The following is a 12,812-nucleotide window of genomic DNA, read 5'->3' on the forward strand; positions in this document are numbered from 1 at the left end:
CCCCTCAGTCCCATTCCAGACCGCCGCGTCGCCATACGTAGGCGTAGGCGACGAAGACGGTGAGCACGAAGAGCAGCATCTCCACGAGCCCGAAGATCCCGAGGGCGTCGAAGGTGACGGCCCACGGGTAGAGGAAGACGATCTCGATGTCGAAGACGATGAAGAGCATCGCCGTCAGGTAGTACTTGATCGGGAAACGCCCGCCGCCGGCCGGCGTGGGGGTCGGCTCGATTCCGCACTCGTAGGCTTCGAGCTTGGCGCGGTTGTACCGCTTCGGACCGATCAGCGTGGCCATGACCACGGAGAAGATCGCAAAGCCTGCCCCGAGGGCTCCCAGTACGAGGATGGGCGCATAGGCGTTCACCGCTCCTCGCTCCTCTCAGTCGGCACTGACTGGCGGTTTGCCGTGGACTCACACCCGCCCCGTCCGTCCCACGAGCCCCACTCGCCCCGGCGAAGATCGCGTACATGTGAAGCAGGTCACAAGCCCAACTGCCCCGCATCCTATGCCCGCCGGTGTGTGATCTGCGACACGGGGGTCCTCACGTACTTTGTGATCTCCACCACCCGGCGAAGGATCATGAAGTCGGATGAGCGGTGATCTACATACGCGAAGCAGTCAAGTGATCACCAAGGGGTGACATTTTCGCTCATCACCGCTGGTCGGAGGCGTGGCGCATTATCAAGCCAAGCGCCGGGCAGGCAAATTGGCGCTGGACCAGATCCCTTGATAAAGGCACCCGTTCACACGTGAGAGGGAGGACCGGGGACGGAAGTGGACGTGTGCACGGGTTCACGAGCGACGGGGGTTCGCGAGCGCGCGCACCCGCCGACCGGCACGCGACGCGACGCCCGCGCGGGACGCCGCCACGACGGGGGCCGTTCCGTGACCTGCGTCACACGGCCACGGATGCTCCACAAAGCGGGCTTGGCCACGTGTCCTGCCCAGTGGTAGGCGCGGAGCAAATACGGACCAAACGAAGAAACCCCATGATCACAGTCTTGATCATCGCTGTCCGTAATGCCCGTTACGGCGTCAATAAAGAGCCGCGCACCCGGGTTTCGAGGTCTCGGTTGAACAACTGTGGCGCACCACACGTTTCTTGAAGGTATGGAGGAGCCCCTGATACCGCTTGTACCCATGTCCCACACCGCTCACATACGCAGCCACCGGAAACCCCGGAACCGCAACGCGTCGACGATCGCGATGCGGGCCGGAGTCGCGGGTGGCGTTCTCAGCCTGGCCGCGGCCGGCGCATCGGCCTCAGCCAGCGCCGCCGAGCCGGTGACGCAGACCCTTGAGCTCCCCACGCTCACCACCGATCTGTCGACCCAGGTCGCGCAGTCCGCCGAAGCCACCCAGCAGAACGCGGACAACTACCAGCTCCAGACCGAGCGCGACGCCGCCGCCGCGAAGGCCGCCAAGCAGGCCGAGGCGGACCTCGCCACGGCCAAGAAGAAGGCCGCGGAGGCCAAGCGCAAGGCCGAGGCCGAGCGCAAGACCGCCGAGGCCGCGGCCTCGCGCAGCTCGGAGCGCACGGTACTCGCCGCCTCCGGCAGCACCGCGTCGAGCCCCTCCACGGCCACCGGTTCGGCCGCGGCGGTCGTCGCGTTCGTCAAGGCGCAGATAGGCGACACCTACATCTCGGGCGGCACCGGGCCGAACACGTGGGACTGCTCGGGCCTGGTCCAGGCCGCGTTCAAGCAGGTGGGCGTCGACCTGCCGCGCGTCTCGCAGGACCAGTCGACCGTGGGCACCCAGGTCTCGCTGGACAACCTGCAGCCGGGCGACATCCTCTACTGGGGCAGCGCGGGCAGCGCGTACCACGTGGCGGTGTACGTCGGCGGCGGCGAGTTCGTCGGCGCGCAGAACCCCTCCACCGGCGTCGTGGAGAAGCCGCTGTCGTACGACCCGCCGACGGGCGCGGTGCGGGTCCTGTGACCCTCCAGGGGCCACCCGGGGGCCTGGGACCCCTCGGCGGCCCCTGAGCCTGCCTCCGCGCCCGCCCAGGGCGTGGAGGCACACCAGTACACGGACACAGAAGAGTGAAGGCTGTTGCCACGGGCCGTCGTGGCAGCAGCCTTCACTCGTACGGGCGGGGGTCGCCCCCGGCGGCTACGCCTTGGGGGCCACCTTCGACAGGCCGTTGATCACCCGGTCCATCGCGTCGCCGCCCGTCGGGTCCGTCAGGTTGGCCAGCAGCTTCAGCGTGAACCTCATCAGCATCGGATGGGTCAGACCCCGCTGCGTCGCGACCCTCATCACCTTGGGGTTGCCGATCAGCTTCACGAAGGCGCGGCCCAGCGTGTAGTAGCCGCCGTAGGTGTCCTTGAGGACCTTCGGGTAGTTGTGCAGCGCCAGTTCGCGCTGGGCGGGGGTCGCCCGGGCGGCGGCCTGGACGATGACGTCCGCCGCGATCTGGCCCGACTCCATGGCGTACGCGATGCCCTCGCCGTTGAAGGGGTTCACCAGGCCGCCCGCGTCGCCGACGAGCAGCAGGCCCTTGGTGTAGTGCGGCTGGCGGTTGAAGGCCATGGGGAGGGCCGCGCCGCGGATCGGGCCGGTCATGTTGTCGGGGGTGTAGCCCCAGTCCTCGGGCATCGAGGCGCACCAGGCCTTCAGCACCTCGCGCCAGTCCAGTTCCTTGAAGGAGGTCGAGGTGTTCAGGACGCCGAGGCCGACGTTCGACGTCCCGTCGCCCATGCCGAAGATCCAGCCGTAGCCCGGCAGCAGCCGGTCCTGGGCGCCTCGCCGGTCCCACAGCTCCAGCCAGGACTCCAGGTAGTCGTCGTCGTGGCGCGGCGAGGTGAAGTACGTGCGGACCGCGACGCCCATCGGGCGGTCCTCGCGGCGGTGCAGGCCCATCGCCAGCGACAGCCGCGAGGAGTTGCCGTCCGCGGCCACGACCAGCGGCGCGTGGAAGGTGACCTCGCGCTTGTCCTCGCCGAGCTTGGCGTGCACGCCCGTGATGCGCCCGGTGCGGTCGTCGGTGATCGGGGCGCCCACCGTGCAGCGCTCGTACAGGCGCGCGCCCGCCTTCTGCGCGTTGCGGGCGAGTTGCTCGTCGAAGTCGTCGCGCTTGCGGACGAGCCCGTAGTCGGGGAAGGAGGCGAGGTCGGGCCAGTCCAGCTGGAGCCGCACACCGCCTCCGATGATGCGCAGGCCCTTGTTGCGCAGCCAGCCCGCCTCCTCGGAGATGTCGATGCCCATGGAGACGAGCTGCTTGGTGGCGCGGGGCGTGAGTCCGTCACCGCACACCTTCTCGCGCGGGAAGGCGGTCTTCTCCAGCAGCAGGACGTCGAGTCCCGCCTTCGCGAGGTAGTACGCCGTGGTGGAACCGGCTGGTCCGGCCCCGACGACGATCACATCGGCGGTGTGCTCGGTGAGGGGCTGGGGCTCGGTCACGGCGGGTTCTCCCCAAGACTCGGAGGTGACGAGGACGGCGCCCGTGCCGGCAGCGGCGGCGGTGCCGAGATCCTCGGCGTGATGCGCGTGCTGACGGGCGCGGGACATGGGCAGTCTATTCAGCGGTATCGATCCCCCTGCCGAAGGGCTGCCCCAGTGAACCGAGCTCTGCCCGCCGTACGGCTGCGCGTCCCCACCGACGAGGACGCCGTCACGTGGCACCGGGTCTTCGACGACCCCGAGGTCATGAGGTTCCACGGCGGCCGGGCCGCCGAACTCTTCGTCTACGAGGAGCTCACCGCCCGCCAGCGGCGGCACGACGCCGAGCGCGGCTACTGCCTGTGGACCGTGCTCGACGAGGAGGGCGCGGTCCTCGGTTTCACCGGGGCGCAGCCCTGGCCGGGCGCGTGGGGCCCGCAGGGGGAGATCGAGATCGGCTGGCGGCTCGGGCGGGAGCACTGGGGCAGGGGGTACGCCACCGCGGCGGCGCTCGCCACGATCCGGCGGCTGCGGGAGGCGGGCGTGCCGAGGGTGGTGGCGATGGTCATGGCCGGGAACGAGCGGTCGGTGGCGGTGGCCAGGCGCCTCGGCATGGAGCGGGCCGAGAGTTTCCCGCGTCCCGGATCGGGGGATCCGGCGCACTGCTACCGGCTGGAGCTGTGACGGGAGTTGCGGAGGAGGGGCCGGACACCGCGGCGCACTGACGCTGCGTGAGCGAGTGTCACAGAACGGCACGGAACGCTTCCGGACGGCACCCCCGGCGGTTACTCTGCCCGTACCGCTGGGGGTGACATCTGTGCGCATACCACCCGAGACACCCGAAGTACGCGTACCGCGACTGGTCGGACTGATGGCGGCGGACGCGCGCGAGGCCGCCGCGCGGCTGGGCGTCCTGCTCGCGGCGCCCGACCGGCCGGACTTCCACCGCACGGTCGTGGACCACGTGGTACGGCAGTACCCGTCGCCCGGCGCCGAGGTGCCGCTCGGCGCCGTCGTCACCGTGTGGTTCGACCGCGGCGGGGGCGAGGGCGGCGGGGGCGCCGGAGTGCGGGAACCACGGCTGCCGAAGCCGCCGCCCGGCGGACTGCGGCGGGAACTGGCCGAGCCGGGCGACGCGTTCGAGGTGCTCGGGTGAGGGCGGCCCGCAGGCCGCCGCTCAGCTCTTCTTGAAGCCCCGGTGCAGGGCGACGATGCCGCCCGTCAGGTTGCGCCAGGCCACACCGGACCAGCCGGCCCCGCGCAGCCGCTCGGCGAGGGCGGGCTGGTCGGGCCAGGCGCGGATGGACTCGGCGAGGTAGACGTACGCGTCGGGGTTGGAGGACACCGCGCGGGCCACGGGCGGCAGCGCACGCATCAGGTACTCCATGTAGACCATCCGGAACGGCGCCCAGGTCGGATACGAGAACTCGCAGATCACGACCCGCCCGCCGGGCTTGGTCACCCGGTACATCTCCCGCAGCGCCGCGTCCGTGTCGTGCACGTTGCGCAGCCCGTAGGAGATGGTCACCGCGTCGAAGGTGTCGTCCTTGAACGGCAGCCTCGTCGCGTCGCCCGCCGTGAACGGCATCCACGGGTTCCGCTTCTTGCCGACCTGGAGCATGCCGGGCGAGAAGTCGCAGGGCACCACGTAGGCGCCCGAGCGCGTGAAGGGGAGCGACGAGGTCGCGGTGCCGGCCGCCAGGTCCAGGATCTTCTGCGCGGGCCGCGCGTCGACGGCCTTGGCGACCTCCTTGCGCCACACCCGGGCCAGGCCGAACGTCAGCACGTCGTTGGTGAGGTCGTACCGTTCCGCCACGCCGTCGAACATCGAAGCGACTTCGTGCGGCTGTTTGTCCAGGGATGCTCGGCTCACGGTCCCCATTGTGGCAGTACGGTCCCGGCGCGGATCAGGTGCCCGGGCCGTGCCGCCGGTCAGCGGCGCCGGTGCACCAGCCGCCCCGCGACGACCGTGGCCACACAGGTGCCCGCCCCGCGTGCGGCGAGCGCGGCCTCGTCCGGGACGTCGAACACGGCGAAGGTCGCGTCCTGGCCCAGGACCCCGCGGGGCGGCAGCGGCAGCGCCGCCGCCTCCGCCAGGGTGCGTCCGGCCAGCGGGTCCAGGGACGGCGGCGGCACGGGAGCCTCGACGCGCTCCTGGACCACGAGCCCCGCCCGGCGCACCGCGTCCACCACGGCGGGCCGCCGCATCTCCCCCGCCACGGCGACCGTCCCGTGCGCCAGCATCCGCTGCACCCCGCGCCGCGCGCTCGCGCCCCAGCGGGCGTCGCTCATGGCCAGGGCGGCCAGGGCGGCGCCGGTGAGGGGCCCGGTGCCCAGGCCGTCGGCCTCGCGGGGGTCGGGGTGATAGGCCTGCTCCAGCAGTTCGGGCCCGTACGGGTTGAGCAGTCCCGGGGTGAGGAGGCCCGACCAGCGCCGGACCCGGGCGGTGGGACACGCCGCCAGCAGCTCCTCGCACGGGCCGATGTCCGCGCACGCGCGGCCGTCGACCAGCACGGCGCCGCCGGGCAGGGCGGGCCGCCGGTCCCCGGTGAGGAGGAGATCGGCGGTGTGGATCGTCAGCACGGGCGGGTCAGTTGGAGGTGAGCAGCTTCAGCTCGGGGTGCGCCGTGCCCCCCGCGAGAGCCGTGGACGAGATGTGGGAGGCGACCCGCTCGTCCACCGGGTCGTTCGCCGGGTCGTCGTGGACGACGAGGTGCTCGTACGTCGTCGCCCGCTGGGCGGGGACGCGACCCGCCTTGCGGATCAGATCGATGATCTCCAGCCGGTTCGAGCGGTGCTTCGCCCCGGCGGAGGACACCACGTTCTCCTCCAGCATGATCGAGCCGAGGTCGTCCGCGCCGTAGTGCAGGGAGAGCTGGCCGACCTCCTTGCCGGTGGTCAGCCACGAGCCCTGGATGTGCTGGACGTTGTCCAGGAACAGGCGGGCGATGGCGATCATCCGCAGGTACTCGAACAGGGTCGCCTGGGTGCGGCCCTTCAGGTGGTTGTTCTCGGGCTGGTAGGTGTACGGGATGAAGGCCCGGAAGCCGCCCGTACGGTCCTGGACCTCGCGGATCATGCGCAGGTGCTCGATGCGCTCCGCGTTGGTCTCGCCCGTGCCCATCAGCATGGTGGACGTCGACTCGACGCCGAGGCCGTGCGCGATCTCCATGATCTCCAGCCAGCGCTCGCCGCTCTCCTTGAGCGGGGCGATGGCCTTGCGCGGCCGCTCGGGCAGGAGTTCGGCGCCGGCGCCGGCGAAGGAGTCGAGCCCGGCCTCGTGGATGCGCGTGATGGCCTCCTGCACCGAGACCCCGGAGATCCGCGCCATGTGCTCGACCTCGGACGCCCCCAGGCTGTGGATGACCAGCTGCGGGAAGGCGTCCTTGATGGCCCGGAAGTGCTTCTCGTAGTACTCGACGCCGTAGTCCGGGTGGTGGCCGCCCTGGAACATGATCTGGGTGCCGCCGAGCTCCACGGTCTCCGCGCAGCGGCGCAGGATGTCGTCCAGGTCGCGGGTCCAGCCCTTGTCCTTGTCCTTCGGGGCCGCGTAGAAGGCGCAGAACCTGCACGCCGTGACGCACACGTTCGTGTAGTTGATGTTCCGCTCGATGATGTACGTCGCGATGTGCTCGGTGCCGGCGTACCTGCGGCGGCGTACGGCGTCGGCGGCGGCGCCCAGCGCGTGCAGCGGCGCGTCCCGGTAGAGGACGAGCGCCTCTTCGGGGGTGATCCGTCCGCCTGCGGCGGCGCGGTCGAGGACGGCTGTGACATCAATGGGCGTGAGGTCGGCCTTCTCGGTCACCGGGCGTCCCCTTCAGGTGGATTACGGACGGACGTAAGGGTCACGGACGGACCGGACCAGCCTACGCCAGCGGCTCGACCGGCCCGAGCGGGGCCCACAGGGGCACGCGGCCCGTGCGCGCCCGCCCTCAGACCGCGTGCGCCCCGGCCAGGACTCCCGCGAGGGCCCCCGCGATGAGGAAGGGGCCGAAGGGGATCGAGGTCCGCCGCCCGGCCCGCCGGAGCACGACCAGCCAGAGCCCGTACAGCCCGCCCAGGAGGAACCCGGCGAACGTCCCGAGCACCACGGTGGGCCAGCCGTACCAGCCGAGCACCGCGCCCAGGCCCAGGGCGAGTTTGACGTCGCCGAAGCCCATGCCCCGCGGGTTGACGAGGAAGAGCAGGAAGTAGACGCCGCCGAGCACGAGCGCGCCCAGCAGCGCGGTGGGCCAGTCGCCCGCGTGCCGGGGCAGGACGGCGGCGGCGCCGAGCAGGACCAGGGCCAGGGCCGCCACCGGCAGGGTGAGCACGTCCGGCAGCCGCTGCACCCGGAAGTCCACGAGCGCCAGCAGCACTCCGGCGGGGGCCAGCAGCAGCCAGACGACGAGTTCGGGCCGGGCGCCGGTCGCCAGGGCGAGGGCGGCGCAGACCAGGGCGGTGACCGCGCACACGAGCGCGGTCAGGGGGCCGTACGCCGTGCCCTGCGCGCAGCGCGCCGGACCGAGCCAGCCGCCGAGGGGGTGCCCGTCGGGGCACTCCTGCCGCCACGGCTGCCCGGGCTCCACGGACAGCCGGTAGGCGGCCCGGGGCACCAGCGTCCCGACGGCCGCGCCCCACACCGCCGCGCCGGCGGTCAGCCAGAGATCGAGGTCCACGCGCCCACCCTACGCACGCCGCGCCCCGCCGAACGGGCCCCGTTCCCCCGCCCTCGACGGCACCGGCCGCTCATCCCGCGGCGCTCGGGGCGGTGCGCCAGCTCGGCAGCAGCTCGTCCAGGAGCGCCTCGGTACGCGGCGGCAGGCCGCGGGCCCCGCTGCGCGCGACGAGATCGGCGGCGACCTGCCGGAGCCGGTCCGTGTCGCCACCGGTGTGGGTGGCGCGCAGCAGCTCGTTCCACAACCGCTCGTCGGTCGGGGCGGAGCGCAGGGCGGCGTCGAGCGCCTCGATGGCCTTCTCGGCCCGGTCCCGCTCCAGGTGGAAGGCGGCGAGCGCCAGCGCGATGTCCGCGACGAGCAGCGGGAGCTGCGCGTCCACGATCTCGTGCGCGAGCCACGCGTAGCGGCTCTCGGGCCGGTCCGCGAGCAGCGGCCCCCGGGCGAGGACCATCGCGTCGGTGAGCAGCCGGCCGCGCACGGCCCGGCTGTCCGCGCCCTTGCCCTGGGTGGCCTCGTGGTACAGGGAGCGCAGGACGTCCAGGTCGGAGACGACCGACCGGGCCAGCCTGAGGCGGCCGGTCGCGTCGGTGCTCAACCGCACCGTGCCGTCCGGGTCCTGGCCCAGCCAGTCGCGCAGCCGCTCGATCAGCGCGTCCCGCACGTCCTCGGTGACGCCCCTCGGCCACAGGGCCGAGGCCAGCACCCGCGGGTGCACTCCTTCCCGGTGCAGGAGCAGCAGGGCGAGTGCCTCGCGCAGCAGGGGGGCGCGCTCGTCGTCGGGCTCGTCCAGGCCGATGAGTTCGTACGTTCCCACGAGCCGCGCGTAGACCGCCGGGCGCCCCTGCTCGCTGATGTCGACGAGGAACGGCGGGGAGGCGGGTCCGTCCGGGCCGCCCTCGGGGTCGGCCTCGGCGAACAGCTCGACGACGGCCCGGCGCACCGAGGAGGGCAGCACCTGGGCGTCGAGTTCCAGTCCGAGCAGCGGCGCGAGGAGCCGGCCCTCGGCCGTCACCTCCAGCTCCCAGGCGGCACCGGGCAGGTCCCCGGACTCGGTGCCCACCAGGTAGCCGATCCCCAGGCGGCTGGCGTCGGCGGCGAGTTCCGCGAGCCGGGCCGCCTCCTCGGCCGACGGCACGGAGGCCAGCAGCACCAGATGGGGAGCCCAGCGGGTGTGCTGGGCGGGGCCGGTGCGGCCGGTGAGCACGGAGTCGTGCCCCGCGGCACCGAGCGCTCCGCGCCGCTGCCGGGTCTCCGCGTCCATCGTCTCGATCAGGGCCTCGATACCGTCGAGGTGGCGCAGCCGGTTGGGCGCGAGCGGGGTCAGGTCCTCACCGAACCCGACCAGCGTGATGGTCATGCGGTCCGACCAGCCGTTGGTGGCCAGTTCCGCGGCGACGGAGGCGAAGACGCCCGCCCGGTCCTGCTCGGTGCCGCGCACCGACACGATGCCGGGGACGGCTTCGAGGTTGAGGAGGAGCCGGGAGCCGTCCATGGTGCCCAGGCTGACCAGCCCGGGGTACGGGGCCGCCGCCTCGATGTCCTCGTAGCGCTCCGCGTCGGCGCCCGACAGCGTCCAGTACGTCTCGTCCTGGCCGAGTCGCCACGGCGCGGGCGGCTTGCCGGCGGGCTGGGCCAGTTGAAGGTGCAGGCCGGCGCCGCTGAGCCAGGCCGCGTGGACGGTGGGCAGCGGGCGGGACTCGTCGGCGAGCGAGGCGGCGAGGCCGCGCAGGGCCCGGTCGAGCAGCCGTACCCCCTCCGGGTCGGCCCCCACGAGCAGGGCGTCCTGGGCGTCGAGGCCGTCGCCCGTGGGCACGGGCGGCGTCATGCCGCGCCGCCCGGCGACGGTGCTCAGCGCCGACTGCCACAGCGCCTGGCGGCGGCGGTGGCCGAGGGCGGCCAGCAGCCCGGCGGCCAGCAGGGGCGACGCCAGGAGGGCTTCCGGCAGGCCGAGGCCGTGGCCGGCGGACCGGTCGGCGGCCTCGGTGGTGTGCGGCTGTGCCGCGTGGCCGGTGCCGGAGGCGGGACGCTCGGCGGGCTGCTGCGCCGGCTGCTCGGCGGGACGTTCGGCGGGCTGCTCGGCCGGCCGTGCGGCATCGGCGGCGTGATGGCCGCCGCCCCGCGCGTGGTCGCCGGTCCGGGCGTAGTCGTGGATCTGGTGCCGCACCTGCGGGGAGACCTGGTGCGCGTCGTCGGGCATCTCGACGACCTCGCCGCCGTGGGCGTCGCCCGGCATCTCCATGATCCAGCCGGGCCGGATGAGGCTCGCCTCGGACAGGCGCGAACCGTCGGGCTGCACACGGTCCTTGTTGAGCTCGTAGATCTCCTTGTAGCGGCGCCCGTCGCCGAGTTGGCGCTGCGCGATCTCCCACAGGGAGTCGTGGTGCCGGCCCTCGGGGGGCTGGATCCGGTAGTACTTGGTATCGCCGTGCGTGGCGTGGGTGGCGGCGTGGGCGGCCTGCTCGGCCACGGCGGCGGCGGACTCGGCGGCCCCCTCCTGGGTCTGCGCGATCAGGCCGGGGGTCTGGTGCGCGGCCGCGACGGTGCCCTTGTGGTTGCCCTCCAGGTTCTGCCCGAGCTGGGAGAGCCCCGGCGTGAGGCTCGCGGCGGTGGCGCCGATCAGCAGCAGGGCCGCGACGAGTTGCCGGGCGAGCAGCTGGCTGGGCCCCGCCCCGGGCACCCGGCCCGGCAGCCCGACCCCCGACACCGCGGCCTTGACCTCGACGAGCACGCACGCGGTGAACTGCGCCCACGCCAGCCACACGACCACGGTCAGCACGTGCAGGAACGTCATGACCGTGATCTGCTGCTGGAGCCAGTCCAGGCTCGGCGCCCCGTGCGGCAGCGGCCATCCGACGCTGACGGCCAGCGCCGCGGGCACGCCGACGACCAGGACGAGCAGGGCCGCGAAGGCGAGGAGCGCCTTGAGGTAGTCACCGAGGGAACGGCGGTGCAGCGTCACGGCCTGCGGGGTCCGGTTCCTCGGGCCCGCCGGATGGCCTTCCGAACGTGAAGAGGTGCGCGCCATGCGGTGTCCTGGTCCTGGGTCTGGAGGTGGGGGTGGGCGGGTCGTCGGTGCGGTCGCGGGTGGGCTCAGCCGACCTGGTTCGTGGCCGTGGCCTGTCCCCTGACGGACACCGCGCCACCGTAGAAGAGCCCGGTGAACACCGGGTCGTACGTCAACTGGATCTGGACGGAAACCCGTTGGGTGTCGGCACTGACGCAGTGGCTCGCCGCGATGTCGTCGTTCGACATCCCCGCCTCGCGCGCGTAGGCCTTCACCCGGGCGTCGCAGTCCCCGGCGCGGATGGGCGCCTCGCCGCCCTGGTTCGCGTACAGGGCGTCCAGGTCGATGTCCTGGGCCGCGTAGCGGGCCGCCTGCTCGGCGATGTCGCTCGCGCGCTCCCGCTTGGAGATGGACAGTCCGCCGTCGATGACGAACGCCGCCAGCGTCAGGAAGACCGCGGCGAAGATGATGACCGCCCCGGCGCCCGAGCCGCGGTCGTCCAGCCGCGCCACGCGGCCGGACCACCCCCTGCGTACGAGGTCTTTCACGCGGCCCTCCGGAAGGGGTCCAGGGGGGAGCTGAACCGCGCGGACAGCCGCGTGGGGATGTCGAGCCCCAGCGTCGCCAGGCCCCTCACCTCACAGCTCACCTCCACCGTGAACAGGGTGTCGGGGGCGAAGCCTGAGCTGGTCTGCGCGACGGACACGGGGCCCGAGCAGACGTCGCCGAGGTCCGCCTCCGCGGCCTTCCTCGCCTCGCTCAGCGCCAGCGCGTGGGTCTTCTGGATTGAGCCCGCGCGGGCGGCGTCGCGCGCGGCGCCGTCGACGGCGCCGCGACCGTCCACGAGCTGGCCGAAGGCGACCAGGACGAGGATGAAGAGGATCATCACCGGGGCGAGGATCACCACCTCGACCGTGGACAGTCCGCGGTCGCGGTCCTCGCCGCTCACCCGGTCCGCCAGACGGGAGAGGTCCATCAGCCGCCCCCCTCGTTGTCGTTCACGAACCGTTCCACCGGCCCCTGCGAGCGCGCGTGCACCGTCAGGTCGAGGCCCGGGAAGACCGCGGGGATACGGGCGGTGACCTCCACGCCGACCGTGTTCGGGTCGGGCTGGAGTGTCGTCACGTCCGGTGAGAGCACGAGCTGCGGGCCGAGCTGCCGGATGTAGGTGTCCGCGGTCTCGCGGGCCTGGCCCCGCCAGGTCGCCGGTGCGTCGTGCGCCGTGGCGCGGGCCTTGCGGGCACCGGCCTGGGCGGCGGCCTGGGCGACGTGGTCGGCGAAGAAGTACAGCGCGAACTGCACCGTCGCGAAGATCATGAAGAAGAGGACGGGGGTGAGCAGCACGAACTCGATCGCGGTCATGCCGGAGTCACGGCGCGGTCCCGCCGCTCCCCTGGCGACTGCCACGCGCCCTCGCACCCACGTACGCACACGCCGCACGAGCACCCCCGTATCTCGACTCTCCCCGATGGACCCTGCCGCGTCAGCAGGTCTTGCTGTCGGTGGCTCCGCTGACGCAGGTGCCCACCTTGGTCGCGCCCTGCTTCAGCGCGGAGGAGATGAGACCGGCCACCACTCCGACGATCGCGACCACGACGGCCGAGATGATGACCCACTCGACGGCCGAGGCGCCGCGGTCGAGTTCGCCGGAGCGGGCACGCTGCACGCGGCCCTGGAAGAAGGTGACCAGGAAGTCGACAGCCGGTATTCCCGTGCTGATGTTCCGACCGTTCATGGGGAGTCGTCCTTTCTAGCTTTCTGGAGG

The 12,812-nt window shown here is 72.7% G+C and carries 14 protein-coding genes; 3 read left to right on the forward strand and 11 right to left on the reverse strand.

What is annotated here, in order from left to right:
• Positions 1 to 4: 4 nt before the first annotated feature.
• Positions 5 to 364, reverse strand: a complete 360-nt coding sequence (locus AB0C59_RS01345; protein WP_003992243.1) for an NADH-quinone oxidoreductase subunit A — start codon at positions 362 to 364, stop codon at positions 5 to 7.
• 777 nt (positions 365 to 1,141) lie between these two features.
• Here AB0C59_RS01345 and AB0C59_RS01350 point away from each other — a divergent pair.
• Positions 1,142 to 1,942 carry a C40 family peptidase gene (locus tag AB0C59_RS01350; protein ID WP_363000048.1) on the forward strand — a complete coding sequence of 267 codons (801 nt, stop codon included), beginning with the start codon at positions 1,142 to 1,144 and terminating at the stop codon, positions 1,940 to 1,942.
• Positions 1,943 to 2,116: 174 nt separating this feature from the next.
• On the opposite strand, the gene AB0C59_RS01355 is transcribed toward AB0C59_RS01350, so the two are convergent.
• The gene (locus tag AB0C59_RS01355) at positions 2,117 to 3,406 is read right to left on the reverse strand and encodes a geranylgeranyl reductase family protein (protein WP_363000151.1); all 1,290 of its coding nucleotides are present in this window, start codon (positions 3,404 to 3,406) and stop codon (positions 2,117 to 2,119) included.
• 156 nt (positions 3,407 to 3,562) lie between these two features.
• Between AB0C59_RS01355 and AB0C59_RS01360 the strand changes: the two genes are divergently transcribed.
• Both AB0C59_RS01360 and AB0C59_RS01365 read left to right on the forward strand, forming a co-directional pair.
• Complete coding sequence (locus tag AB0C59_RS01360; RefSeq protein WP_363000049.1) at positions 3,563 to 4,069, forward strand: GNAT family N-acetyltransferase; 507 nt, start codon at positions 3,563 to 3,565, stop codon at positions 4,067 to 4,069.
• Positions 4,070 to 4,202: 133 nt separating this feature from the next.
• Positions 4,203 to 4,541 (forward strand): PASTA domain-containing protein, encoded by a 339-nt coding sequence (locus AB0C59_RS01365; RefSeq protein ID WP_363000050.1) that lies wholly within the window; start codon positions 4,203 to 4,205, stop codon positions 4,539 to 4,541.
• A gap of 21 nt (positions 4,542 to 4,562) precedes the next feature.
• Here AB0C59_RS01365 and AB0C59_RS01370 read toward each other — a convergent pair whose 3' ends face one another.
• The 9 genes from AB0C59_RS01370 to AB0C59_RS01410 all read right to left on the reverse strand — a co-directional run bounded on the left by AB0C59_RS01370 (position 4,563) and on the right by AB0C59_RS01410 (position 12,782).
• Positions 4,563 to 5,258, reverse strand: coding sequence for a demethylmenaquinone methyltransferase (locus AB0C59_RS01370; protein ID WP_363000051.1), 696 nt, complete (start codon positions 5,256 to 5,258; stop codon positions 4,563 to 4,565).
• Between the two features lie 59 nt (positions 5,259 to 5,317).
• Positions 5,318 to 5,968 carry a hypothetical protein gene (locus AB0C59_RS01375; RefSeq protein WP_363000052.1) on the reverse strand — a complete coding sequence of 217 codons (651 nt, stop codon included), beginning with the start codon at positions 5,966 to 5,968 and terminating at the stop codon, positions 5,318 to 5,320.
• 7 nt (positions 5,969 to 5,975) lie between these two features.
• Positions 5,976 to 7,190, reverse strand: coding sequence for a cyclic dehypoxanthinyl futalosine synthase (gene mqnC, locus AB0C59_RS01380; protein WP_363000053.1), 1,215 nt, complete (start codon positions 7,188 to 7,190; stop codon positions 5,976 to 5,978).
• Positions 7,191 to 7,317: 127 nt separating this feature from the next.
• Positions 7,318 to 8,043, reverse strand: coding sequence for an A24 family peptidase (locus AB0C59_RS01385; RefSeq protein WP_363000054.1), 726 nt, complete (start codon positions 8,041 to 8,043; stop codon positions 7,318 to 7,320).
• 70 nt (positions 8,044 to 8,113) lie between these two features.
• On the reverse strand, positions 8,114 to 11,068 hold the full coding sequence (locus AB0C59_RS01390; protein WP_363000055.1) for a BTAD domain-containing putative transcriptional regulator: 2,955 nt from the start codon (positions 11,066 to 11,068) through the stop codon (positions 8,114 to 8,116).
• Between the two features lie 65 nt (positions 11,069 to 11,133).
• Complete coding sequence (locus AB0C59_RS01395; RefSeq protein ID WP_363000056.1) at positions 11,134 to 11,595, reverse strand: pilus assembly protein TadG-related protein; 462 nt, start codon at positions 11,593 to 11,595, stop codon at positions 11,134 to 11,136.
• On the reverse strand, positions 11,592 to 12,023 hold the full coding sequence (locus AB0C59_RS01400; protein WP_363000057.1) for a TadE/TadG family type IV pilus assembly protein: 432 nt from the start codon (positions 12,021 to 12,023) through the stop codon (positions 11,592 to 11,594). Before AB0C59_RS01400 ends, AB0C59_RS01395 begins: the two co-directional genes overlap by 4 nt.
• A complete protein-coding gene (locus AB0C59_RS01405; RefSeq protein WP_363000152.1) occupies positions 12,023 to 12,409 on the reverse strand; it encodes a TadE family protein in 387 nt (128 codons plus the stop codon). The genes AB0C59_RS01400 and AB0C59_RS01405 overlap by 1 nt, the downstream gene beginning before the upstream one ends.
• 121 nt (positions 12,410 to 12,530) lie before the next feature.
• Entirely contained in the window at positions 12,531 to 12,782 is a 252-nt protein-coding gene (locus tag AB0C59_RS01410; protein WP_363000058.1) for a hypothetical protein, read from the reverse strand.
• Positions 12,783 to 12,812: the final 30 nt, after the last annotated feature.

This window comes from Streptomyces sp. NPDC048664 (genome assembly GCF_040650555.1).
Taxonomy (GTDB): domain Bacteria; phylum Actinomycetota; class Actinomycetes; order Streptomycetales; family Streptomycetaceae; genus Streptomyces.